This is a genomic window from Peteryoungia algae, assembly GCF_030369675.1.
Taxonomy (GTDB): Bacteria; Pseudomonadota; Alphaproteobacteria; order Rhizobiales; family Rhizobiaceae; genus Allorhizobium; species Allorhizobium algae.
In genome coordinates, this window is sequence record NZ_CP128477.1 from 26,396 (window position 1) to 49,058 (window position 22,663).

20 protein-coding genes are annotated in these 22,663 nt (G+C 53.9%); 13 read left to right on the plus strand and 7 right to left on the minus strand.

All coding sequences use genetic code 11. The features are described from left to right. Positions 1–585: 585 nt before the first annotated feature. From QTL56_RS00140 to QTL56_RS00150, 3 genes are read right to left on the minus strand one after another with little or no spacing between them, the layout of a single operon-like run. Positions 586–1,692, minus strand: coding sequence for a BREX system ATP-binding domain-containing protein (locus QTL56_RS00140; RefSeq protein ID WP_245135373.1), 1,107 nt, complete (start codon positions 1,690–1,692; stop codon positions 586–588). Beyond that, positions 1,689–3,776 carry a hypothetical protein gene (locus tag QTL56_RS00145; protein ID WP_245135374.1) on the minus strand — a complete coding sequence of 696 codons (2,088 nt, stop codon included), beginning with the start codon at positions 3,774–3,776 and terminating at the stop codon, positions 1,689–1,691. The genes QTL56_RS00140 and QTL56_RS00145 overlap by 4 nt, the downstream gene beginning before the upstream one ends. Beyond that, entirely contained in the window at positions 3,773–4,225 is a 453-nt protein-coding gene (locus QTL56_RS00150; RefSeq protein ID WP_245135376.1) for a hypothetical protein, read from the minus strand. The genes QTL56_RS00145 and QTL56_RS00150 overlap by 4 nt, the downstream gene beginning before the upstream one ends. A gap of 856 nt (positions 4,226–5,081) precedes the next feature. On the opposite strand from QTL56_RS00150, the gene QTL56_RS00155 reads away from it, so the two are divergent. The 3 genes from QTL56_RS00155 to QTL56_RS00165 all read left to right on the plus strand — a co-directional run bounded on the left by QTL56_RS00155 (position 5,082) and on the right by QTL56_RS00165 (position 7,109). Then, complete coding sequence (locus QTL56_RS00155; protein WP_245135378.1) at positions 5,082–6,356, plus strand: COG3904 family protein; 1,275 nt, start codon at positions 5,082–5,084, stop codon at positions 6,354–6,356. 78 nt (positions 6,357–6,434) lie between these two features. Then, positions 6,435–6,863 (plus strand): hypothetical protein, encoded by a 429-nt coding sequence (locus QTL56_RS00160; protein WP_245135381.1) that lies wholly within the window; start codon positions 6,435–6,437, stop codon positions 6,861–6,863. Between the two features lie 123 nt (positions 6,864–6,986). Continuing rightward, on the plus strand, positions 6,987–7,109 hold the full coding sequence (locus QTL56_RS00165; RefSeq protein ID WP_280640711.1) for a hypothetical protein: 123 nt from the start codon (positions 6,987–6,989) through the stop codon (positions 7,107–7,109). Between the two features lie 138 nt (positions 7,110–7,247). On the opposite strand, the gene QTL56_RS00170 is transcribed toward QTL56_RS00165, so the two are convergent. Next, complete coding sequence (locus QTL56_RS00170; protein ID WP_245135382.1) at positions 7,248–7,523, minus strand: hypothetical protein; 276 nt, start codon at positions 7,521–7,523, stop codon at positions 7,248–7,250. Positions 7,524–8,601: 1,078 nt separating this feature from the next. Here QTL56_RS00170 and QTL56_RS00175 point away from each other — a divergent pair. The 5 genes from QTL56_RS00175 (at position 8,602) to QTL56_RS00195 (ending at position 12,571) form a co-directional block, all read left to right on the plus strand. After that, positions 8,602–8,988, plus strand: coding sequence for a hypothetical protein (locus QTL56_RS00175; RefSeq protein WP_245135384.1), 387 nt, complete (start codon positions 8,602–8,604; stop codon positions 8,986–8,988). A 141-nt stretch (positions 8,989–9,129) separates the two neighbouring features. Beyond that, on the plus strand, positions 9,130–9,624 hold the full coding sequence (locus QTL56_RS00180; protein ID WP_441295314.1) for a DUF7706 family protein: 495 nt from the start codon (positions 9,130–9,132) through the stop codon (positions 9,622–9,624). After that, entirely contained in the window at positions 9,621–9,824 is a 204-nt protein-coding gene (locus QTL56_RS00185; RefSeq protein WP_245135389.1) for a hypothetical protein, read from the plus strand. The genes QTL56_RS00180 and QTL56_RS00185 overlap by 4 nt, the downstream gene beginning before the upstream one ends. Positions 9,825–10,198: 374 nt before the next feature. Then, positions 10,199–12,082 carry a DEAD/DEAH box helicase gene (locus tag QTL56_RS00190; RefSeq protein ID WP_245135391.1) on the plus strand — a complete coding sequence of 628 codons (1,884 nt, stop codon included), beginning with the start codon at positions 10,199–10,201 and terminating at the stop codon, positions 12,080–12,082. A 201-nt stretch (positions 12,083–12,283) separates the two neighbouring features. Continuing rightward, a complete protein-coding gene (locus QTL56_RS00195) occupies positions 12,284–12,571 on the plus strand; it encodes a hypothetical protein (RefSeq protein WP_245135392.1) in 288 nt (95 codons plus the stop codon). A 54-nt stretch (positions 12,572–12,625) separates the two neighbouring features. Here QTL56_RS00195 and QTL56_RS00200 read toward each other — a convergent pair whose 3' ends face one another. Together QTL56_RS00200 and QTL56_RS00205 are read right to left on the minus strand one after the other, a co-directional pair. Continuing rightward, the gene (locus QTL56_RS00200; protein ID WP_245135395.1) at positions 12,626–14,062 is read right to left on the minus strand and encodes a reverse transcriptase domain-containing protein; all 1,437 of its coding nucleotides are present in this window, start codon (positions 14,060–14,062) and stop codon (positions 12,626–12,628) included. Between the two features lie 543 nt (positions 14,063–14,605). After that, on the minus strand, positions 14,606–16,090 hold the full coding sequence (locus QTL56_RS00205; RefSeq protein ID WP_245135397.1) for a hypothetical protein: 1,485 nt from the start codon (positions 16,088–16,090) through the stop codon (positions 14,606–14,608). Positions 16,091–16,316: 226 nt separating this feature from the next. On the opposite strand from QTL56_RS00205, the gene QTL56_RS00210 reads away from it, so the two are divergent. The 4 genes from QTL56_RS00210 to QTL56_RS00225 all read left to right on the plus strand — a co-directional run bounded on the left by QTL56_RS00210 (position 16,317) and on the right by QTL56_RS00225 (position 19,938). Next, complete coding sequence (locus tag QTL56_RS00210) at positions 16,317–17,003, plus strand: thermonuclease family protein (RefSeq protein ID WP_370660316.1); 687 nt, start codon at positions 16,317–16,319, stop codon at positions 17,001–17,003. A gap of 135 nt (positions 17,004–17,138) precedes the next feature. Further along, positions 17,139–17,723 (plus strand): hypothetical protein, encoded by a 585-nt coding sequence (locus QTL56_RS00215; RefSeq protein WP_245135399.1) that lies wholly within the window; start codon positions 17,139–17,141, stop codon positions 17,721–17,723. Next, positions 17,720–18,301, plus strand: coding sequence for a hypothetical protein (locus QTL56_RS00220; RefSeq protein ID WP_245135401.1), 582 nt, complete (start codon positions 17,720–17,722; stop codon positions 18,299–18,301). The genes QTL56_RS00215 and QTL56_RS00220 overlap by 4 nt, the downstream gene beginning before the upstream one ends. Before the next feature lie 1,340 nt (positions 18,302–19,641). Beyond that, a complete protein-coding gene (locus QTL56_RS00225) occupies positions 19,642–19,938 on the plus strand; it encodes a hypothetical protein (protein WP_245135403.1) in 297 nt (98 codons plus the stop codon). Here QTL56_RS00225 and QTL56_RS00230 read toward each other — a convergent pair. Beyond that, a complete protein-coding gene (locus QTL56_RS00230) occupies positions 19,889–20,290 on the minus strand; it encodes a hypothetical protein (protein WP_245135405.1) in 402 nt (133 codons plus the stop codon). The genes QTL56_RS00225 and QTL56_RS00230 overlap by 50 nt on opposite strands. Before the next feature lie 420 nt (positions 20,291–20,710). Here QTL56_RS00230 and QTL56_RS00235 point away from each other — a divergent pair, with 420 nt between their 5' ends. Beyond that, positions 20,711–22,555 (plus strand): replication initiation protein, encoded by a 1,845-nt coding sequence (locus QTL56_RS00235; protein WP_245135407.1) that lies wholly within the window; start codon positions 20,711–20,713, stop codon positions 22,553–22,555. The last annotated feature ends 108 nt before the right edge of the window (positions 22,556–22,663 follow it).

The following is a 22,663-nucleotide window of genomic DNA, read 5'->3' on the forward strand; positions in this document are numbered from 1 at the left end:
TTACCGTGAAGCAATCTGCCAACATATATTTGCTGGTGGTTCCGGCCACGTTGACGCCACCCTCGGCACATCAAGGCTTCAAGTCCGTCGTCTGGTTCGGTGCTGTAGCTCCGTCCCTAACTTCAGAAAACGTAGGGGAGGTCAGGCTCGATACTGATCCGCGCCTATTAATGCTGTCCCTCAAAACGACCTTTTCGCACATGTACCAGATTGTTGATCTGCTGCGCTCGGGCCTTGTCACGGATTTCGCATTCGAAGTGCTCCCGGACAACGATGACGTCAAGGTCGGTCGCATCGTAAGCTGGTCCCTAGACTTTTCCTTCGATGCAGCTGGAGGAGCATAGCGAGGCCCGGATCGTGCCTCGCGTCCCACTGCAATCCCAAGCCTTGACGCTTGATTTGAAGCTATTCCATGTTAGCTGCCAAAGTCTCACATGCGTATTTCCGGGTGCCAATGTCCAATAACATTCATTATCGGACTATAGCGGGCTATGAGTCAGCTCCTGTAGATTCAACCGACAAAAACATGCGTCGAAAGCTCCGTAAAATTTACTTTAAAACCTAGAAGGAAACTCCTGAATGGCGTCAGTCTAATTCTTGGATTCTATCCTCACATGCGGCGTGTAGCCGATGCAAAAATACACGTTGTGGCACGCCCTGATCGCCGCGCCTGTCCGAGACTATCTTTAGTTGCTCGAAAACATCTTCGATCTCCAAGGGCGAGATTAGTTCTTTCGTCCCGGGCTGTTTTCCTGGGAATTTCTTCGACGCTTGTTGCTTGGCATGCTCGACGTAAAAGTTAGCCAGCGCCTTGGCATCCCTCAGACTCATGAGTGGGCGCAAGGTTATCTGATTTTGCAAACGGCTTCTGAATGCGGGCAAGGCGTTTGAATATCGGCGTAGCGCGTCAGGAGTTACGGCAATCATCATGAAAAGATGATGTGGCAAAGAGTCAATGATGGCTCGCATTGCCGACAGATATCTAACCACGGCAGTAGGGCTCAGGATGCCATCCTGTTTCTCAAGTTCGTCAAGCAAAAGGAATATCCCATTAAGGACACCGGCTTCGCTGCTTACTACTACCAGGTCTCTCAACGCAGCGGTCTTTGACTCTACTGTGTCCAACCTGAAGTGAATATTGAGCTTTTCTTTATGTGCCTTCAGAAGGCGTCCACCGTAGAGCCAGTCCATGACGAGTTTAATCAGTTCGGCGTCCGGACCCTGATTGGCCAACCTCTGTAGCGCCGACCGCATGTCCTGACTTCTTGCTGAGGCAATAGGGGCATCGTTCAGTTGAAGTTGGTGAGATAGCTTTACGATATGATCTTCACCTAGCTCTTGGAATAAGCGCCTAATTGTCCCGTCGAAAGAGGCCTCGGGGTCGGCCAGATACCGGACGACATAAAACCCATCTAGTTCACCGAGCACGTCCTCGATCTCGGCTTCAAAATGGTTAAGGAAGTTCGTCTTGCCAACGCCCTGAGTACCTTCGACCACGACTACTTGGGACTTTTGGTCACGTATAAAACTAATAATTCGTGCTTCCGCCTGCTCATCGCCTGACTGTTTACGTCTAGGGTTCTGAGATGTTTGGCTGGACGCAGGAAAAGGATTAGCAAGGACGCCGTATAGTGCGAACAGGTCAGGTTTCTGCTTGTCCTTCGACTGTAAAAGTTTGTCGCGCAAGCTCATCGCTGTTGCACCTCAATTCGCAAGCTTACACTTGACTTGTCAGGAATCAAGTAGTCCCCTCTGTAGAGGCCTACAGGCTCGACTATCGTTTTTCCCGATTTTTGACGGAGGACGTGGACGACATGGTCATCAAAACTTGTCTCAATCGTGGACCCTTCGGTCGTTCTGGTGAGTAGTCCCTTAGCGCTAGCATCTTCGAGAAGTCGCCTTGCGATCTCAGGGTGAATGCCGTCTCTTTCCGCGAGGCGTTCCAGCCAAGCTCCCGTTGCTATGAGCCCGTAACCGTTGTCTAGCTCTTTAAAGCGGTCGCGGGCGATCTGAGCGAATTCTTTAGGTGATGGTTCGTTTGGAGTGGGGAAAAGACCCTTTCCATGGATAGACGCTCCGAGCAGTGTGCATTCAGCAAGCACGGTGTAAGTTGTCATTCCTCGCTTGAAAGCGTCAAGGTTCACTGGTGTGCCGACTGCGGTTGAACTGATGGCGTCAGATAGAGCGCGGTATGAAGGTACACATTTAAGTCCTGCCCGAAGTGTGCTCATATCCTGGGTGCGCAGAGCAATAGCGACGTCGCGGAGGGCTGGCGCAGCGCACAATCTTCCATTTTCAACGGTAATCAATGCACCCGAGGCCAAGAACCTCCGATACTCGTCAATACTTTTGGCACCTATCACACCTAAAACTTCATCAACCTTCAAGTCTTGGCGGTCGTCCAAGGCGTCAACCAATTGAAATAGCTTTTGAACATTAGGGCGGAACACCGACAATGCCTGTGCCGAGCCGCGTTCACTCTGCTTCTTGGTCGGGTGATCTGCACCATTGGTTGATGCTGCATCTTTTGACGTCTCTGGCCGAGGTTTCAGACCTTCCGAACCATTAGCATCGACCGCAACACCGCCGTTGTGCACATCTTCGATGCTCTGAACGTCTTCCCGTGGAACTGGTACGCTAAACTCTGTGTTTGTGCACCACAGCAAGTCACCGTGAGATTGATATGGAGACCACGAGAGCGCTTCACCAAATGCTGATATCTCTATCGAGTGCTCACCATCCTCGCTCATTAACCGGATGCAGCCGAAAGCTGTCGCGAATTCCCATAGGACCGAAGCCAGGGAAATCTCTCTCAGTGATCCGCTGAACGGGCTGAGGGTCACGCCGGTGACGCAGCGGCCGAGGAAATCCGCTCCAACAACGGAAGAGAAGTACAACGGTGCAATTCCCTCTGCCAAAGCCATGCGCGCAAGGCCCTGATCGCTGGTCAGCAGTTGCACCTTATGGCCGAAGTTAGCCTGCGCCTGATGTTGACGAGCCGCTTCGAGAATCAACCTGTCGGCGTATCCCTTTATCTCGACGCTCAGATTCAGCTCACTCAGCTCTGGATCAGAGTCTTTCTGGAAGGCGCTCCTCAGTGGGTCACCGAGTAGGAAAGTGCGCTCCACCTCTGTGTCGGCACTCAATTCAAGCCTGAGGAGAACTCGTTGCCCACCTTGGCTTCGCAAGTGATCAATCAGAAGGTCCGGGCGGCGCACTTTTGTTGCTCGTCGGCAACTCAAAAAGCGGTCCGCAAAATTTACAATTTCCATCTGAACGATTGCTGGGACTTTGATCCGCGCCGCAGGATGCAGATGGCGCGCCACAAAATCTAGGGCCCCCTGGATTGCTCCGGAGGTATCAGCAACGACGGTCGTTGAGCGCCGAAAGGGCATCATTTCAAGCGATTGCGGATCAAAATGGGGATAGACAAGTCCCGCTCGCACTCCTATCGCGGCGATGGAATCAATGATCCTTCGCAGTTTCGCGCTAGCTTTGGTTTTGTCATCAATCCCTAGAAGCTCGACTAAGCTCGTTTCGACCTGCTCAACAGATGGCAGCGACCACTCAAAAGCGCCACGACGCAGTCCGTCAAGTATAGCAGAATCATCATGCCTGTTCTCCGGATAGAGATTCACCTTTCCGAGATTCAGCCAACCGTCATTCAGAAACGCCTTGTCTTCTTTGACGAGTACCTCGCATGAAGACCCAATTTTGAACAATTGTCCAAGAATACGTTCCGCTTCTCTGGGAGCTTTTAGCGCATGACCATTCATCGAATTGCTACCGATACCCCAGGTTGGTGCCCAAAGCTTCTTACTAACCACTTTAGCTGTAAGTTGAGAGCTAATAGAGGGTTGACGCGCGCAGGAAAATCGTCGTCGTCTCCGGCACCCTCAAGGCTTACCGTCCATTCTGTTACGCCATTCTGAATTGCTTCCTCGGCTTTCAGCAGAAATGGCTCCATCTTCGAGATTCGTCGCTGCGACGGCGGATTCGAGGGTTGAAACGGAACTACGAGTAACTCGCGCAACTCATTCCGAAGTGCTTCGTCCGCAACTCCACCAAAAGGGTCCTCTCTCATCGACCATGAGTACACCTCTTGTTGTAGGATGTCGTCACCTCCCAGCTGCTTCCCGTGATCTTGATGGATCATCAGAGAGCGTGGTGGGGTGTAGTCTTTCCAGATCGACACGCGAAGTTTTGCGAGGTTGTCGTATGCCATCATTTCCCCCTTGGCATGCCATGATCACCGAATTTGATTAAGATCGTGTCAGCCTTGTCGTCCGAAGATTAGCCTGTCGGCTCGTAACGAATCAAGCATGAAGGCTCACCCAAGCGAAGAGCAGACTTGAACTAGGGCTGATGTCTTCGCCATCGGCTGTGAGTTTGGCACAGCATGGAGTTTGCGGGCTCTATCTTTGGGGTCCATTTGGAAGGGGTACGCGACGCTACGTCAGACCTAGATGTTGCGCGTGCCCTGACATTTCGGATACCGACCGCACCCCAGACTGTCGTCCGGCTCGTTTTCCACGCCTAGCTGTTCGCAGACGCATGCCTGATCCACACACGGGGCAGCTCGGAATACTTGAACCTGCCGCTTGGACTCTGTATCTGCTTTTCGCTGACGTCCTGCCTGCCGTGGTCGAGGTATACGCTGTCGTCCTCGATTGACCGGGAGCGTTGAAGTAAACTGGCGGAACTGTTTGAATAGGCGGCAGGGGTAGGTTTAGGTGACGAAGGTCAGCTTCTGCCTGCGCCGTCTCTTCAGCGATTTGCTGAAGCTGGGCGTCGTTTCCCGCCAGCCAGTCGGATAGTTGTTTGTGCTGTTGCTTCAGTTGCTCAACCAGCTTCGTGAGGCTGTCGGCGCATCCCTACTGCCGCGAAACGAGGTTGTCCCGCTTTGTCGGCAGAGCAACCTTATCAGCTGCAGTGTAGTCGGGACTGTTTCACCGAACCTGGCACGATCTTTCAGATCACGACTAATGACGTTAGGACCTGGGCGGTGTACCAACGCGATCAGCAGCGCGCTTGAGTTGCTTTGAACCCTATGCAACTAATTCCGAGCAATGGGGGATAGGATGAAATACGCGACAAATCTCGGTTTCGGCATCATCGCCTTTTTTAGCAGTCACGTCGCAACTCAGGCTTTAGAGTTTCACCCGGTACCTCTGGATAACGGCTCCAAGGTCATATTAGTGAAGGGTGAATTCCGTTTTGACGATCAAGTTGCCGACCTAGAAAAGGCGGTACGAGCCGTTGACGCTAAAGTCGTTACCTTTGATAGCGGAGGAGGCAACGTCGATGCGGCTCTCCGGCTTGGTCGAGCTATCCGTTCGATGGGGCTGTCCACTGTCCAGTTACGCTCGCTGGAGTGCTCTTCCGCTTGTGCGCTTGCATTCCTTGGTGGTATTACAAGGTCGGCGGAGCCAGGGTCTATCGGAGTTCACAGAACCTCGTTCGCCGGAGATGCGGTAGTTGACGGACATGAGGCAGCAGCAGCCGTCCAGGCGCTTACCGCTGAAATCATGACATATATAATAGAAATGGGCGTTGATCCCCGTCTTTTGCAATTGAGCCTTTCCACGGGCAGCGACGACATGCGCTATCTAACCGGCAAGGAAATGCAGGAATACGCAATCGTCAACGCTACCGGAACCGGGGTCGTCATCGGCAACATGTCAAAACCTGATGTTGCGGTGAAGCCTACTCTGCCGACACCGACATCGGTACCGGTCTCGGAAACTGCCGAACCAAACCCAGTCACGCAAACTACTGAAGATCGAGCCCGCAAGTTCGTTGCTGAGTATCATGCCGCATGGTCGAAACCGAACAGTTTGGCCATCAACTTCATGAGGAGTGCTTACGCCCCGGAGGTGACGTTCTACGGCGCGGACGTGTCACAGGCGGACGTAATGAAGGAAAAGATTGCGTTCGCCGAGCGCTGGCCCGAGCGCGCATACAGCGTTGTGTATGGTTCGGAGAGTGTCGCGTGCGATAGCAGATGCCAGGTCGAAGGTACCGTGGAGTGGTTCGCAAGGAGTCTGGCAAGGGGGAAGACGTCGTCTGGCTCCGCCCGATTTGAACTTGAGTGGGACCCAGTGACAGGCCGTATTGTTGCAGAAACAGGCAAGGTGATAGCGACCGATAAGGGTGAGAAGTCCCCCAAAAGAATAATCAGCCAGTGGCACGATCAGAATGGGGCGTGCCGGGGTGGCTCAGGTAACGAGGGCGAAACCTGGCGAGCATGCGACCGTCGAGAGGTGATCGATGCAAAGCTGCGAGCGGTTGGGTGGTGCTACGGACGCGAGGGGGAGTACGGGTACCAAATGAATTGGCATATCTGCGGGCAGTGATCGGTGTGCGCGTGGCGTGGGTTTGCGGTCACGCGATGTTCCGCTTATCGGTAACGGTCTCGATGGAGAGTTGACCACATGAGAGCGACGAGAACCGCGTTTCTCACTCTGTCCGCATTGATCCCGGTCCAAGCCGCTGCTGGGGGCTTCGTAGAAAACTATGCCGCGTGGAGAAAAGCCCCAGCTGACGTTCAGGCGGTCTATCTACAAGGGGTGTTAGATGGCTGGCTCCAAATTGACCAGAAGAGCGATGCAGACAACCTGAAGGCGCGGCGTGCAGGGATACGGTCGTGCTTTGAAAAGCAGAGCTTTGACACACCCGTGGCCTTGGAGTTGGTGAACGGCCACTACAAGGCTCATGCGGTCGATTGGAAATATGCTCCCGCTGTCGTCCTCTACTTCGCTGTCAACGGCATGTGTTTGCCGGAGATCAACGAGGAAAGGGCTAAACTGGGCCTACCCGCCCTCGTTCGCATTCCGGCACAGATAAGCAAAGACGGCCCCTGACCCTGCTGCAGATGAACGGTGGCAAGGCAGCAAAGTCGAAAGCAAGGCAATCTGCCGCCTCGTGACCGGAGCCTATGCATGCGCTAAGTATGTCGCTGGGTATCAGCGTGGGAGGGCTGTGCCATGGGCTTGTCGTTCGGAGATGTGATCACGGGCGTCGTTGCGATCCCTGCTTTTCTGATTGCAGGTCTGACGATCTACTGTCTGGTGATCCTCGTGAAAGAGCTGATCGGTAATCGCCGCTGAGGGCCAGCAGCGCCGTCGGCTTCATGGGGGTTGCAATTGCGCCGAGCTAGGCCATGGGGCAGATTGGAGCCACCGAAGCGCGCCCGTCGGCTGAACTCCCTCAACACTTCTCCCGGAAAACGGCTCTCCTCCAGAAGCCTACGAGAGACGCCGGTCGCTCGAAGCCCCGAGACGGACCATCCGGCTCAATGTCATACCGATCTCTGCAAGCGTCCCCAAAGCCAATGCCGCCGCCGCCATGTAAATCCCCTTGTCTATCATCGGCCCCGTTTTAATCGGCGGCGGGGTGTCCCCATTTGGCAGAGGTGCTTGCTCGATGATCCCGGAGGCATACCCGAAGCCGCCTACCACATTCAGAATACCCAAGATAAAGACCAGGTAGGCGACGACGCGTGCGATGCGTGTGAAGAACATCCAGACCTCCTTGATGGCCCACCAGATGCGGGAGGCCTTACAGCTTACGAACGAGGATCATGGAGGAGCTACCTTGACGCGTCACGTAGAGAGATCACCAGACGACGATTCATCAACAGGTGAAGCGGGAGAGATGGCGCTGCTTCGACGTCTTGGTCTTTCGCGTGCCGAACCTAAGGCACCGGAGCGCCACGCCCACTGCTATCGCAATTGGCCACGAGCAAGGGCGGACGGCGGAGCTGGTTTCTAGACGGACGATAGGTGGGAGGCGAGGCCAAGCCATGGGAAAGAGCTGATCAGCCGAAAGACACGGACCACGAGTCGCTATTTGGAGCATCAGGCGGTGGGCATGTCTTATGCGTCATCTCGGTCCCAGTTCGGGTTTGGTTCGCTCTCGTGGGGCTGCCAGCGCAGGACCGTAACGAGCGCATCGCATACTGCAGATTTAGCGCACGATAGTAGGGCCAGAGGTCTGGACGGGGATGTTTCCGCACAATCGTCGACATTTTTTCGGCAAATTAACCATAACGTCGGATAATTTCAGAACGAATGCGCGCTGATGAGCGGCGATTCCTAAGGAATTTCCAGCCTTAATTGTCAAAATGATTTAAGTATCTGACTTATAATCATAATTTATGCCCATCAAGCATCTTAAAAGGAATTCGCAGCGAAAAACGCGCCTGGGTTTTCAAGGGCTCGCTCACAGCATTGTTTTAAAAGATAAAAAGTTGATTTTCGGTTCCTTACGGATTTGCCTCTGCAAGGAATTCCCCAAGGAATTCTCGGCAAAATTTTCATCCATTTTTCCGGCGTATTTTTTTCAGGAATTCCTTTGAAGCGTCAATGGCTTAGCGAAAGGGGTGATCTTGTAAATCCCCTCCGAGGGCGTCATGTTGTTTGAACAAGAGCGAGGCCGCTGGGACAACAGTCTTCAGTGCCTCACACTTGACGCGGACGACCTGGTCAACGTCTGCGGCCGTGAACGACCAACGACAACTAGGTGGAAATGCAACCTGCCAAATGGCGGGAGCGCAGAAGCTATCGCTGATGCACACCTGCAACTTTACAGAGGTATGTAATGAGTAACGAAGTGACTGAACCGAAAGCATCGACGATCCCCGAAGCCGAGCTGAACTGGACAAAATTGACTGTTGAGCGAGACGATGAACCCGCTCTTACGTTCACTGGCGTTCAGATCGCATCGGCACGTAGCTTCGGAGATCGGGGCCATCCCGATTTTTCAGGTTCGACCGGACGATGGACTGTCCTTAAGCTGTACCGCACCAAGGGCGGCAAGCTTGTGGGAGCGCGCATCGAACGAACCCAATGGCAGGGTGAGCAGGACCAGCATGAAGGCATCGTCTGTGAAACCGAGTCGGAGATAGTCGAATTCTTTGGCCACAGCAGACTGGCGAAGGAACTCTACTCGGAAGCCGAAATCAATACAGCGATTGACGTGGCCTAAGCCGCCACCAATCCGGCCGCGCTTGCGGTCTGAAAACACCCCGAAAACACAGCAAATCGCAAAGCTTCCGTTTGCCAACGGCGGCGGAGCTTTGCCAAAAATTCAGAAAGGTCTCACATGAGAGACATTTGTTTGAACCCGATGTTCCGGCAAATCGCCACTAAGTTCGAAGAACTCCTCAATGGTACTGCGCCCGAGACTATCACGGGATCGACCACCGTTCGGGCCGCAACCGGCCTGATCGCAGGTATCGGCCTCAACAATGTTGCCTTCGCGGACGAAGACGCCTGGTCACTGCTTGACGAGGTGCAGAAGCGGACAGTTGTGCATTTCAGGCCCTTATCAAAATACGCAGCATGGCTAGAGCGCGATCTCGCGGACAAGAGGCTGCGCGAACAAGCCGAAACCGAGCAGCAGCGCTCCTTTCGCCGTCGCATAGAATGGCAGAGCGAGATGACATACGGCCTCGAAATTGGGCTGAATGCTCCGCTGGCAGAGGCCCTCGCGGTACTGGCAGAGCGTTCCTCCATTGATGCGCTTAAAGCTTTCGCTGGAGACGATGAGGAAGCTTGCCGGATGGCTTGGGCTCTCAAAGAAGTCGGCTCCACTCTGGAGAAAATGGGGCTCAAGCCATGACGTTCAACGAAAGATCGCATGAAGCCATAGACTTTGACGAATTCTTCGCGCGCTGGCGTGCGGACCGCTTAGCCAAGTTGGTCGCTGGGCAACCGCCGGAATTCTGGACAGCTGTCGGGAAACGGCTTGAAGACTCTTCTGACGGCACGATCACGACGGATGACCTGATTGGGTTGTTGCATCAGGAGGGCGCGGACTGATGTTCATTCAGCTTTCGGACAATGACCGATCTATCCGCCACAACAGCGTTTACCTGGAAATTGGGCTTTGTGTGGCCGAGGTTGCACGTGGCACGTCTATTCATGACCTTCAATGCTCGACTACCATCCAGATGGCTGTAGCTTTTGTGGTCGGTACAAGGGTTTGGCGGCGCAGTTGGAGTGACGAAGAAATCTGGCAGAGGCTCGATAGATGGCAACGTCTCGCGGTCTTTGACCATGGGGTCCACCCAGAGTTCAGAGCCATAGCAGTTGATGACACTTTCGGCGTTTGATCGATTGACATCAACGATTTTGCGCCTGAACATTTTTGTATCGCAGTCGCCCCACGGAATTCGGGGGCCGGAGTTATCAGCATGAAATTGGAGAAGGACGGAACGCGCGGCTGGAAAGCCGTCACGGAGTACAGCGACATTGTCAGTCGCGAACGGGTAAAGAAGGCAGGTTTTCGGTGGGACAAAGTTCGGAAGATATGGACTTCGCAAAGCGCTACGGTCGTCCAGACTTTGATCTCCAGCCTCGATTCAGAAAATGTGCAAATTGAAAACTGGCTCGTGGAGTCTGTCGAGCTGGCAGCAGCGCAAGAGCGAGCGAGACGGGATGCCGCCATCGCAGGTTCTCGTGCGACCGATGCAAGCGTAAACATCCCGGCACCTGCCGATCTGGAATACCTGCCATATCAAAGGGCCGGTGTCGTCTTCCTGCGCGACTGTCTCGCGAACGGTGGTGGCGCGCTGCTTGCCGATGAAATGGGCCTTGGCAAGACCATCCAGGTCATCGGATACATGAACATGCTGCTGGCTGAAACCGGTCGGGAGCGAATGCGGGTCTTGATCATTGCACCAAAGATCGCGCTTTTGAACTGGCGGGCAGAGCTTGAGAAGTGGCTGATCAAGCCGCACTCTATCGCGATCTGGTCGACAAGTTCGCAACCTTACGCCGATATCGTCATCATCAACTACGATATCGTGGCGAAGCTTAAATCGCAGCTTGCCGATCCAGCAAAGCGCTGGGACCTACTAGCTTGCGATGAGAGCCATGCGCTCAAGGATCAAAAGGCACAGCGAACTAGGGCAGTGCTTGGCTCGAAATCGGAGATGCCGATCCCCGCACACCGTCGGATTTTCGTGACTGGCACACCAATACTAAATCGACCGATTGAGCTTTTTTCAATCCTGAAAAGCTGCGGCGTCGATTTCGCGATTAACTATTTCGATTACGCCCGACGATATTGCGGTGGTCATTCCACCCGGTTCGGCTTTGACGCTACCGGGGCTTCAAACCTAGATGAATTGCAGGAGTACCTGCGGTCAAGCGTGATGGTGCGGCGGCTGAAATCAGATGTTCTGACCGAGCTTCCCGCAAAGCGCCGCCAAGTTGTCACCGTCGATCCGTCCGGATCAGCCGAGCTTCGCAAAGCCGTCCGTGAGGAGGAGAGGGTGCTTAAAGAGCATGAGAGGACAGAGGCTGCCGCCCGCGCTGCAATAGATCGTGCTGAAAAGCTGAATGACAAGGCCGCGTATGACGCTGCCGTGAAGTCACTAAACGCTGTTCACTTTTCCAACCTCGCGGTAGTGGCCGAACTTCGTCAACGGACGGCATTGGCCAAAGCACCGTTCGTTGTTGATGCCGTAACTGAAATCCTTGGGTCAGTTCCCGATGCCGTCCTTGTGTTCGCGCACCATAAGGAGGTCGTGGCCCGGCTCGCCGATGGTATGCGCGCAGCGGGACACGAGCCTGCAATCATAACCGGCGAGACCTCCATGGAAGACCGCCAGCAGGCGCAGGACGATATCCAGCACGGTCGTAAGCGGGTCTTCATCGGCTCGATCCAGGCATGCGGTGTCGCTATCACATTGACGGCTGCAAGCACGGTGGTCTTTGCCGAACTCGATTGGACACCAGGCCGCCTGGTACAGGCAGAAGACCGTGCTCATCGCATTGGGCAACGAAACGCAGTGCTCGTTCAATACCATGTCGTTGACCGCTCAATTGACGCTCACATGCTTCAGCAATCGTGGTCGAAAGCCTTTGATGCGGCACAAGCTTTGGACGATGCTCCGGAAATAACCGCTCCAGCGGTAGCTGAGGACACTCCTCGGATTGTCATGGAAGTGCCGCCGCTCGATCCTATCGGACTGGTTGATGAGCCAGATGATGATCCGAGGAAGAGGGCTTACACGGATAACACGGTGGGGCAAGCGCACAGTCGTCGGAATGACCGCCACCCGAAATCCTAAGGCGACATCCAGATGCAGTTAGCGTTAATTTACAAGCTTCCGAGCCCTTAAAACCTAATCCCAAAATCCGGAACGGCAGCGCTGTCGCGCGGCGGTCGGCGAAGCTTTGCCGTTTTGAGACCGATTGGAAACTCGTGAGGGGGCGGATTCAGTCCGCCTCCATCGGCTGCAACAAATCCACAGAACCGAAGGAAAGACACAATGATCGAAAACGAAATTCCGTGTGATGACCAAGCTATTCGAAACGATTGTGTCTGCAGGGACGTCGCGCGCCATCTTGGCGAAGTGATCCGTGGCAAGCGTGTCCACGACCTGTCCTGTGACGCCAGGGTCAAGCTTGCTGTCGCATTTGTGGTCGGCGAACGCTTCTGGCAAACCGGTTGGATGACCGACGCAGAAGTCTGGCAGTGGCTCGACCGATTACATCAGATCGCTGTGTTGGATTATGGTCTTCACCATACGTTCGGCGATCTGCCAATAGATGGTTGATGGAATCTCCCGGTTGCGCCATGTCCGCTGATGGCATTGGGGATGACATCGCGCCTAGACCAACCGCTTCAATTCCTGTTCGAGCCGTTTGTGAATGGCTCGCCTCAGATTGCTGGTCTGTCTCGCAATCGGCTTGCCCAATGGTCCCATAGTTTTCAAAGCGCGCTTCACGTAGGTCGTGAACGTCCACGCCCGGTAGTCCGCTGACTTGGCCTTGAAGTTCTTCACAGGGCCAAACGCCTGGATGACTTGCTCGATGTCTGTCACGGCGAGAATGTCGTGAACGGATTTCCCACTGTATCGCTTTGCCTGGCGTATGGCCGTTGCCCTGCAAACTGACGCAACCTTGCGATAAAGATTACTCATGGTCTTGTCTCGGATAAAGACGTGTTTGCCGTTGTAGCGAAAACCCAGGTATTCAAACGGCTTGTTTGGCGTGGAGTTACCTTCTTTGTCGCTCGCTTTGATCGTGCGATAGATTTGTCGGCCTCCGTCAACCTCAAATCGATGGATTGCCGATTTCTCTTCCTTAATCACCAATCCTTTTCCATAGGCAGCTATCGCTCCCCTGATGTCAATTTCGAGTTTGATAGCGTCTGCTTCTGCTATCGGCACGATCACTAGGATGTCGTCAGAATATCGGAGGAATTTTCCTCCGAGCTTTGAGCTGATATCTCGAAGGTATTTGTCGAACTCTGTGAGGTAGGCGTTCGCTAGCAGGTCGGACAACGGCGCGCCCTGCGGCACCCCCACGCCGAGATCGTTCACTTTAATGATCGAGTGCTGGATAGCGGAACGGGCGATCTTTTCTTGGAAGGTACGACCGTCACAAAGCTGAACCGGAATAGTCTTGCGAGACATCAGGAAGCCGGGCCGACTTTTGCCATGACGGTCAGTTTTGTCCCCATAGTACCCGAGGCGGGTATATGCTTCCACGACGTCCACATAGGCGTAGCGGGTTATGGCTTTGAATACCTTGAAGTGGTCAGCAGGTAGCCGCGACACTCCAAGTAAGTCTGCCCACACGTCTCGCAGGCGTTGGTGATCGAGCGTCTCGAAAAAGCTGCTGATATCGAGCGAGATGGTGCAGCAGTCGCCCTGAGATTGGATCGCCTGCACAGCAGATAGGGCGAAATCAATGTTACTTTGGCCGCCACCACCCGAGGTTTTCGGAATGCGCCTGTAGGCGATCACCGACTCCGACAGACCTTCGGCTTCGAGAAGAGCTTCATAAGGAACGGAAAGGAGATGTCTATAGTAGGAAAAAATGCAGCTATCGAGCCTCGCGGCGAACCGGATGGGCCTATCCTTCCGCTTGCCCTTTTTCCCCTTCTCAGCATAAGCGGTCCAGCCCTCATCGTATTTCAGAAAGGGATAGAACGTGTGGGTGGCGACCCGGGATGGATCGGTAGCCACAGCCTCGGCTTCAGCCGTGGATATGACGGGATCGAAGTGAGGGTAACGCCTGACCGTAGCAGTCCATGCCTTCACGATAGCCCTCAAAGGCGAGAGGGGGCAAAAGAACCGATGTGCATCCAGTTAGCCTTTCGCCCCCGACTGTTTAGAGCGGGTATGGAATACCCTACGGCACAAGTAGTCGAGATAATGGACTATATTAGCTGCATGTACGATTGCTCGTCATGTACCTTGAGCGCCCAGCTACACCTGGAGGTCCGGATGGACATCATGGCATACCTGCTGTTGGCCTTCGGGCTTGACAGCTTCAAGTAACTCTCCGCTCCCCCTGGTTGCCCTTCGTGATCGGATACCATCTAAGTCGGAACTCCATTGTTCCATTTCAAGATGAATGTGGCGATTATCTCCCAAAATTGTCAGCCTAGGATTGCAGGGCTCGAAACTGAGCCTTCCGGACCACCGTCCGTAAGACGGCGGCGCGCTTCCCGCGCCCGGGTGCTGCTTTCAAGTTCGACAATGAATACGTCGTCATCCGGTTTACGGCACCTCGACCATAGCCTTGGGACTTGCGATAGGGCCCGCATTTCGGGTAACGGGTCCAGCCTCCGGAGGCCATCATCACCTTTTCCGCTTTTGCGCTAGATTCTTCAGCATCGCGAACAGCTGTTCGGGCGTCTCGATATAGTGGAGGTAGTCCTCTACAGGCTGGCTTTCGTCTGCCCACCCGGCAACGAACGTAAACGTCTCTGCGGAACTCATGGCGAGAAGCATACGCACACCGGACGTTGTTTCGCTTCCTTTTCGGGCGAAGGCGAGTTCATGAGTGAGGGGCGAGCCGTACTCATCCTGAGATGCGAGTAGCCAGTTCTGCCCCCTTAGGTTTTTGACGGTCTTCTCAAATGCCCGGTTCAAACCCAGCATCCCAGTCATCTGCTGTATCTTCCGCCATCGTCCAGCGTCGCCTGTTGGCCAATATGGGCTGCAGAATTGCGCTTCGATTTCGAATGCTTCTTCGATGGTGATCCTAGGATCGGGCAAGTGAATCTCATCAGGTGACAGCGTGTCGATCCACGCTGTTCTTGCGTGTAAATCGCTCAGCCAGGGCCTTGGATGTCGCCAACTTTCCTCAGTGTCGATATCACCGTCGCTTTCAAGCCCGAGGTCCGAACCGCTACTGCTCGACAGGGCCTCAATCCAGTCTTCAAAGCAGAAGAGGACGATGGGCTTTGGAGCGATTTTGGATATTTTCGCCGGTTGTTTGCTCGCAATAACTGACAGTGCCTCACTAGCACCCTCGTACATAAACTCTCGGACCTGCCTGCGCTCGTCTTCGTCAAATGCCCCTTTATGGTCGACTGGGACGGGCACCAATGCCAATGCCATATCTCCGGCCCATAGTAGGTGCGATCCGTTCGGGAGCACGTCCTTGCTCGAAATCAACGGAAGGCTCGTAATCCGCGACGTGATCGCCTGGACATCCCTGAAGCCCCCTGAAGCAAGCCTGCGACGGCTAGCCTGCGTCATCGGACCCGGAAGATTTCGCCGTCGGACGGGTATCTCCACCGGCTCAAATTCACAGGTCAAAAGAGAAAGGCCAGTGACCTTGCCGCGCTCATTCCTCACTGACCAACAACGCGGAAAGTGAGCGACTTCGAAACGATAGGGTGTCGAATAAGCCTTCTCCTCGCCGTCCAGCTCCAACACGAGGGTTGAGCCATTCAGTTGGGGGTAGACCTCATACTCCATGCTGTCCGGTTGCTGTGGGGCGGATGGGGTATCGGTGGCCGGTAAGGGTGCGATTGTCACATTTTCGGCTATTGTGCAGGGGTGCTTCGTCCAAGGCGGTCCGAGCGGAGGTTCGAAGAAAACGCGGCCACCATTGTAAGCTGCGAAGAAGAATACCTGTGCCTTGCAAACCGGGCAACGGGCGTTGGGGTAGGTTATACCGTAGGTCGAACCTTTGTACGAAAGCTTGACGTTGCTGACGTGGTTTGGATGCGTGTCACGCGACCATTCATCTCGACTTACATCATGACTGCTGACCCAGAACGTCGTCCCATGCTGATTTTGGCGGTAGTGTCCTGATCGGCGAAACTTGCTCATTTACGCTCCTTTCGACCGTACCAATTTCAGTCTTCTCGGCACGAATAAAGCCTTGCGAGCTTGATCGAGTTACACGATGTTCGAGTTCATCAATTCGGCAGTCAAGCGTATCGGGGCGTTCTAAAAGCAAAAAATCATCGTTGGGTTGGTGTTGCGCCCCGACGCTCACAGCCTATCCAGTCCAAGACTTCTGATCATCGCTATGCACTTACCTAGTAGGACTGGAATGAAGAAACGAGAAGCCGGTTTTCGATTGGGGCTCCTAGCCTTGATGGCACTTTCCTTGGATTGCGGGGCTGTGTCGGCTGGGGATGCGCTTCAAGTCGTGGACGGAGACACCCTGGATATTGCCGGGAAGCGGTATCGCCTACATGGAATTGATGCTCCAGAAGCTGGTCAAAAATGTCGAAGCGCTGGGGGGGGCAACTGGTCCTGCGGGCAGGCCGCTATTGCTACGCTGGAAGAACTCGTCACAGATCGGCGCGTGCTTTGCGATGACCGAGGCTTCGATGACTATGGACGAACCATTGCCGTCTGTTTCGCAGACGGAAGGGATGTGAACCACGAGCTGGTTGCAGCCGGATTGGCATGGGCGTTTCGAAAGTATTCTGAGGACTACGTTGATACCGAAGATCAAGCTCGGAAACTGAAGATGGGAATTTGGCAGGCACCGACGCAAACCGCCTGGGAGTATCGAGCAGACAAATGGGCTGTTGCACTGCAGGCCGCTCCCAATGGGTGTCCGATAAAGGGGAACATATCAAATGGTGGGAAAATCTATCATGCCCCATGGTCGCCATGGTACATGAAAACCAAAGTCAGCCCCGAGCGGGGAGAAGTGTGGTTCTGTGACGAAGCAGAAGCGGTGAAAGCAGGATGGCGAGCGCCTTATTGGGGAGCAAGGCGTATGTAGGTTGCCACCGTTCGGCAGGGCCAGAATGCCGTTTATCCAGGACGTCTCTGGCTGCTTTGGGTCAACTATCTGCAACGAACGGATCGAGCGGTGTTCGCATGTGTTTTGAGCGGCTTGATGCACGTCGGAGGTATTATGGGGAAAAACAGCTATAATGGTGGAGGCACCATAGTGCACGCCGGTAGTGGCTTCTTCAGCCACAAAGGTGGAGGCGTACGCAAGCGGAAGCCTGCTCCGGGAGCTGACCAGCCAGGAGCCGCAAAGCCCGGAAGCATATGCGATTTTGGGCCTTTGAAGCGAAACAAGAAGAGGGTTGTAGAGTTTCCTAAAAAAACCAAACAACGAAAAGATATCGAAAAACAGCAGGACGATGTTAAGCGACTTCAGTCTCAGGCCAAGGTGCTTATTGGTAGGGCGGTTCAAGCTTTGCAGCGAACGGAACGTCAAATCATTAGCCTTCGCAGCGCTCTCCAGAAGGCCGAACTTGAAAACGCGAAGCTAAGCGCAGCCGTTTTGTACGCAAAGAGCATTGATATTCACGATGGTGATCTCAGTGCAGCTATGAAGAAGTTTAACAGATTGCTGAACGGCGTGGCGATAGACGCGGCAGGACGCCCACAAAAACAGGTGCGAAAGAAAGGCGGTCGAGGTAGCCGGAACCAGCATACCCAGACGACGAGCGTCGCGGCGGCAGCGGAAAAGCCGCGTGGACGGGAATGAGCGAAGTCCGCTGCATTTTAACGAATGCATTGATGCGGGCTAAAAGTTTCTCTGATCGATTGTCCGGCGCGCAAGGGTTGCTGGAGGCAGACATGGGTAACGCAGTCCCTGTTGTTGAACATGGGAACAGCTATCCTGGTTCGAAAGCTACTGTCAGGGAGATCATTGACCTAGCTGACTCCTATTATCACGCCGCCAGGGTCCTCTTGGACGACAGCAGCAAGAAAATGGTCCCTTTTTCGTCTGCCCCAGCTCGCATGGCAGCCATTCACGCCATCGAGCTGTATATAAATGCCTTCCTCAGACACGAAGGTTCGGCCCCCGAAGATGTTCGGAAACGGATGCATCATCTCGCCGAGCCGAACCTGGTCAGAAAGCTGAAGCTGAGAAAGAGAACGGCTGAACATCTGGAGGCGATGACGACGAGGCGCGAGTATCTAATCGCGCGCTACGCGCCTGAGCGAGTAACTGATCACACTCAGCTGAACCGTTTGTATGCAACCCTCGACGAAGTCATGAAAAAGGTCGGCCAACATGTTGGGCTGCCGACTCGCCCTGTGGTTTCCCTGCGGAGCTGAATGCCATTTGGGCCAGGGTCAACTCCAAGCGTGGAGCGAAATCCAGGCGAGACAGTCAACGCGCGGCAACGCTAGCTTGCTGCCGATTGGTGTGCGCCTTCAAAAAATTCTCCAATGGCGAGCTGCCCATGATCCCGGGCCGTGCAGGCAGGGCGCTGCTGTTCGGGGTGAAAACCTATTTGGGCGCGTCAACCTGTCATTGATCATGGGTCCGGAAGCCCAGGGAGTAAGAGACGGTGTTAGACGGGCCCCTGTCTGTTGCCGGATGTGTTCGAGGGCATCGCGTCGCGCTCGATGGGACAAATGTGGGCAACGATCTACGGTCTCGATCTAATAACCTCCGTGGCCGCGAAGAATATGACACTGGAGGCTCAGATTACCAACGCAAATTGCGGTCTGGTCAAACTTCCAGGCGGAACGCCTGACGTCCATCATGGAAGCAATCATAGATATTGATCGCTCTCTGTATACGCATGAAGAAGTTGAGCCCGGTGCGCTTTGAATTCAGGAAGTTTGCCACCGAGCTTGCGCTCTGGGCACAAAGCGGCGGTCGCCGCCGCGATGAGGCTTGCGCGCCGTGGCGACAGCCTGACTTTCACCATCCTTAAGTATTCCACACCGTCACACTGTGCGATCTGACAATTCTGATTCTGGCCGCGATACTTTCGATCCGAAGTTATGGAGTAATGGGGGGAAGAGGCCGATTCAGTCATTTCCGTCATCCTCCAATGCGACCTCGTCAGTCGGGTCAAAGTAACCGTCACTGTGTTTCTCGGGATCGGGTTCCTCATCCATGAAAGAAGCATCTTCTGGCGGCCTGCCAAGCTCCCACCGACGTCGCTGCGCAGCCGAGGCCTCAGGATGTTTGGTTATCTTCTGAAGGTAGTAGAGACGAGCCTCAGCGCGCCTGGAGCCCTCTTGTGTGCAATAGCCCGCAGACCGAAGTGCCTCTGCTACCATGGTCATGAAGGGCCCATAGTGGCCACGGCTCTGGAAGTATCGATCCACGAAGCTCGCAAACGCCGTCGCAAGTACAGTGTCGATATCGTCGGTCTCCGGCAACCCCCTGTGCCTCAATCCAGCCCGCCACCGAGCAGTCCTGGCCGCTCCCGCCGTAACATGCTCAATCGCGTCCATACGCCTCTCCCGTCACACTGTAACAACAACACCGTCACAGTGAGATTTCGCGATGCAAGAGACCAACGGTAAAAAGCATTTTAGTGATCAATTTTACAGCAGATTTTCCGTGCCGGTAGCCGATGAAGGTTAGCAGAGGTCAACGTCGTTGACAGAGCTGACATGTTGGGCGCTGATGGACGCCCCGAGATTGGAGCAGTGGAATGACGCAGATCGAGACTTTCGCCGTTGAGTTCGGAAATCGGCAGCAAGATATCGCCAAGGCAGCTGAACGTATCGGTATTTCCCGGCAGGGCGCTTTCATTTTGGCAACATACCAGGGCATGATACGCGATGGCGACATCGACGAAGAGAACGCAAAAACGGCCCGTGAAATGTTGCTCGAACTGGCAGACAAAATCTCCGATCAGGGAGTTTCTGCATCCGAGCGACAAGAGGTGGCTGAGCTAGTCAGATATCTGTCGCAGTTCGCGTTGGAGCGTCCTGTACCTTCCCAATGATTTTCGTCTTAAGCTTGCCGCGTCGGCAATCGTTTTTGATTTTGATGGGGTAGCCAACCCGGTCTGTGAAATACCTCTGCAGACCGGCCATAATCGTCTCAGAGCCAGGTGCGTCAGACGCCAGCATCATGACGGCTATATCTGCTAAAAGCTCACGAGTGACGTCCACAGACGGGTTGGCTTTACCAGATGCTAGGGCTTCACGCTGGCGATCCCTGGAAGCACGTTTCGCCGCAGCATTGTAAGCGCGGCGTTCCTCGGGCATCATAGCCTCGATCTTGCCGGGCTGAAGTTTTGCCTGTTGCAGGAGAATGTCTAAAGCTGTGGTCATGATCTTCAGTCTAAATGCCATGAGATGATCATTGAATGTGGGCGGAAAAATTCAAAACGATTTTGACATGTCAAAATGAATTTTGTTTTTTCTGGGATGCAGAGTTGAGAAGGTAGGTAGACTTAATCTTTTGGTGTTTGGAAATTTCCCTTTTCTAATTTATGATTCTTTTTCAAAATAGCCTAGCAGTGGGAACAAAACTAACCTGAAGAACAGAAAAACCCTTTGGAGTGGCGCAGCCCTATTATCTTTAAAGAATATCCGGGTAACAAACGCTAAAGAAAATTGCCTTAAGTCTCTGATAGATATGAAGTTTCCAAAAAAATCTTTACTAACATTCTGTAAATTTCGACCGACCCGCTCTGCTAACAAAACGTAAAAACAGCTTGATCTATTTCGGCTGACGGACTCACACTTCTTCATCGCATCAGAGCATACCCCATGAAGAAGAAGCAGTTCCAGGAAACGCAGTCGGGAGAATTAGTCGAGCTTCTTGAGCGGCGCACACCCAGCGCACTCGAAGTCGCAGTAAACCGCAAGGGCATTAGAGCCAAAAATCTTCTCTTGGCACTTTCAGACATAGGGGAGATGCGCAGTCAGCGCCCTGCCATTGCAAAGCCGACAGTCCTTATAGAGAGCGCTGAAATTGTGGGCGAAAGCCGCACGAGCGCAAAGGATATGGCGCTCACCGAAGCCCTCTTAGCCATTGCTCGTGACGTGAATATAACAAAGCCATACCATGAAGTGCGCGCCAGCGTTCTCTTGGACTACCTCGGAATCACCTCCGTAGACCGGCTAGTCGATAGCCTCACTCGTATACAAAGCACATCGGTCAAATATGACGTCCGGGATTTCACTGCAAAGAAAAGATATCGTAGAGCCGTCAGCCTGATCCAGTTTATGATCGAGTCCGATCTCGCTGGACCTAAAGCGTCGAAGGCGATCAGGGACAAGATTGAAAGAGGTTCATCAATCCTGAGGTTCTCAGTTCCGGAAGTGGTCCGGGAAGTCTTTGTGCTTCCGAAGCCGTACACCTGGATCAACTTGTGCAGCGTCAGTCAGTTCAAGAACAAATATTCGAACGGCCTCTACCAGCTCCTTGCGGTCAAGGCTGGCCATGACCAGCGATATCGCACTCCTCTGGTAATCTCGGCTCAAGACCTGGCTATCAAGCTGGGCTGGAGCCATGCACGTGCAAAGCCATTCAACGCAGCGCTTTTCCTGCAGCGCGTTGTGAAGCCAGCGCTGGAAGACATCCGAGCATGCGTCGAAGAGTTTGATGTAATTTTCGATGAGCCGGAAAGGGATAGTTCGAAGCACGGACGTCCGCTTGAAGACCTAAAATTCTGGGTCCTCGTGAAGCAGAACCACCTGTTGTCCTCGTCTGCCCTCAAGGGAAAGAAAAGGCAGAAGGTTGGAACACAGCTTCGGACCAGAGTCACGCTTCCTGACTCAATACACCCGCAGGAATGGCTGCCGTCTATCGATGCAATCTCTCGTGTCAGTCACCAGCTGCGAGAAGCAAATCCGTTTAGCCTCGGACGCATCGCCGGAGAAAATCGTCGCCGTCCGATGACACTGGCATTGGCTTGGAGGACAACACTAGACGCCATTGTAGCAAACCCTGATGTTCAGGTTTCCGTCGATCTTACCGGTCACGACATCCTATCGGCTCTCGACAATCCTTATATCGGCGTCGACCGCATTTTTGAGCAGTGGGCACTCAGCCATAGAATGGGACTATCCTATTTGGGCGTGCCAGTGCGGACTTCCATAAAACCGCTTCCAACACCTCAGCGCTTGCCGCCAGAGAAGATGTTCCTCCATCCTGTCAGCTATGGCTCTCTGGCGAGGATGGAAAGTTATGCCAACGATCTGCAGGTCTATAAAAACGACAATGGACTGTATAGCCACCAGACGCTTGTGGAGGCTTTTGCCAATCTTGACCACGTATGGCGTGCAATCTCGAATGCCGCTCCTGCATACGTGAAATTGGGAGGCCTCACCAAGGCGATGGCTATGATGTCGAAGGCCCACCCGGTCCGTATGAGGCACACTGCGAAAAACATCGTCGAGGCGGTCTGGAGCGAAGATTTTGAGAAGATCGAGAAGATCATGAAAGCGATCTTTGCCAACGAGAAGAAGCTGTTCGGCCATCCGGTGACTGGAGAAAGATACAAAGACCCAACCCCTAAATCTGAGAACTCATTCGCGTTCATGCCGATCACTGAAGGCGAGGCCGAAGCCATGGCCACCGGTACAGGCGCGTTAACCAACTTTGGCTAACCATTTAAGTGTTTGAAAAGGTACCGCTTTACATCGGGGCGGTACCTGCTATCTTCCTTTCATCGCCAACAAGCTCTCGGAGCAGAATGAAATGAAGGCCTTCGCAAT

Bases quoted from the DNA above. Each gene is read 5' to 3' on its own strand.
- QTL56_RS00140 (WP_245135373.1), bottom strand. From the start codon at position 1,692: ATGAGCTTGCGCGACAAACTTTTACAGTCGAAGGACAAGCAGAAACCT.
- QTL56_RS00230 (WP_245135405.1), bottom strand. From the start codon at position 20,290: ATGGCATTTAGACTGAAGATCATGACCACAGCTTTAGACATTCTCCTG.
- QTL56_RS00215 (WP_245135399.1), top strand. From the start codon at position 17,139: ATGGGGAAAAACAGCTATAATGGTGGAGGCACCATAGTGCACGCCGGT.
- QTL56_RS00155 (WP_245135378.1), top strand. From the start codon at position 5,082: ATGAAATACGCGACAAATCTCGGTTTCGGCATCATCGCCTTTTTTAGC.
- QTL56_RS00205 (WP_245135397.1), bottom strand. From the start codon at position 16,090: ATGAGCAAGTTTCGCCGATCAGGACACTACCGCCAAAATCAGCATGGG.
- QTL56_RS00145 (WP_245135374.1), bottom strand. From the start codon at position 3,776: ATGAATGGTCATGCGCTAAAAGCTCCCAGAGAAGCGGAACGTATTCTT.
- QTL56_RS00195 (WP_245135392.1), top strand. From the start codon at position 12,284: ATGATCGAAAACGAAATTCCGTGTGATGACCAAGCTATTCGAAACGAT.
- QTL56_RS00220 (WP_245135401.1), top strand. From the start codon at position 17,720: ATGAGCGAAGTCCGCTGCATTTTAACGAATGCATTGATGCGGGCTAAA.
- QTL56_RS00225 (WP_245135403.1), top strand. From the start codon at position 19,642: ATGACGCAGATCGAGACTTTCGCCGTTGAGTTCGGAAATCGGCAGCAA.
- QTL56_RS00175 (WP_245135384.1), top strand. From the start codon at position 8,602: ATGAGTAACGAAGTGACTGAACCGAAAGCATCGACGATCCCCGAAGCC.
- QTL56_RS00210 (WP_370660316.1), top strand. From the start codon at position 16,317: ATGAAGAAACGAGAAGCCGGTTTTCGATTGGGGCTCCTAGCCTTGATG.
- QTL56_RS00170 (WP_245135382.1), bottom strand. From the start codon at position 7,523: ATGTTCTTCACACGCATCGCACGCGTCGTCGCCTACCTGGTCTTTATC.
- QTL56_RS00235 (WP_245135407.1), top strand. From the start codon at position 20,711: ATGAAGAAGAAGCAGTTCCAGGAAACGCAGTCGGGAGAATTAGTCGAG.
- QTL56_RS00165 (WP_280640711.1), top strand. From the start codon at position 6,987: ATGGGCTTGTCGTTCGGAGATGTGATCACGGGCGTCGTTGCGATCCCT.
- QTL56_RS00180 (WP_441295314.1), top strand. From the start codon at position 9,130: ATGTTCCGGCAAATCGCCACTAAGTTCGAAGAACTCCTCAATGGTACT.
- QTL56_RS00150 (WP_245135376.1), bottom strand. From the start codon at position 4,225: ATGGCATACGACAACCTCGCAAAACTTCGCGTGTCGATCTGGAAAGAC.
- QTL56_RS00190 (WP_245135391.1), top strand. From the start codon at position 10,199: ATGAAATTGGAGAAGGACGGAACGCGCGGCTGGAAAGCCGTCACGGAG.
- QTL56_RS00160 (WP_245135381.1), top strand. From the start codon at position 6,435: ATGAGAGCGACGAGAACCGCGTTTCTCACTCTGTCCGCATTGATCCCG.
- QTL56_RS00185 (WP_245135389.1), top strand. From the start codon at position 9,621: ATGACGTTCAACGAAAGATCGCATGAAGCCATAGACTTTGACGAATTC.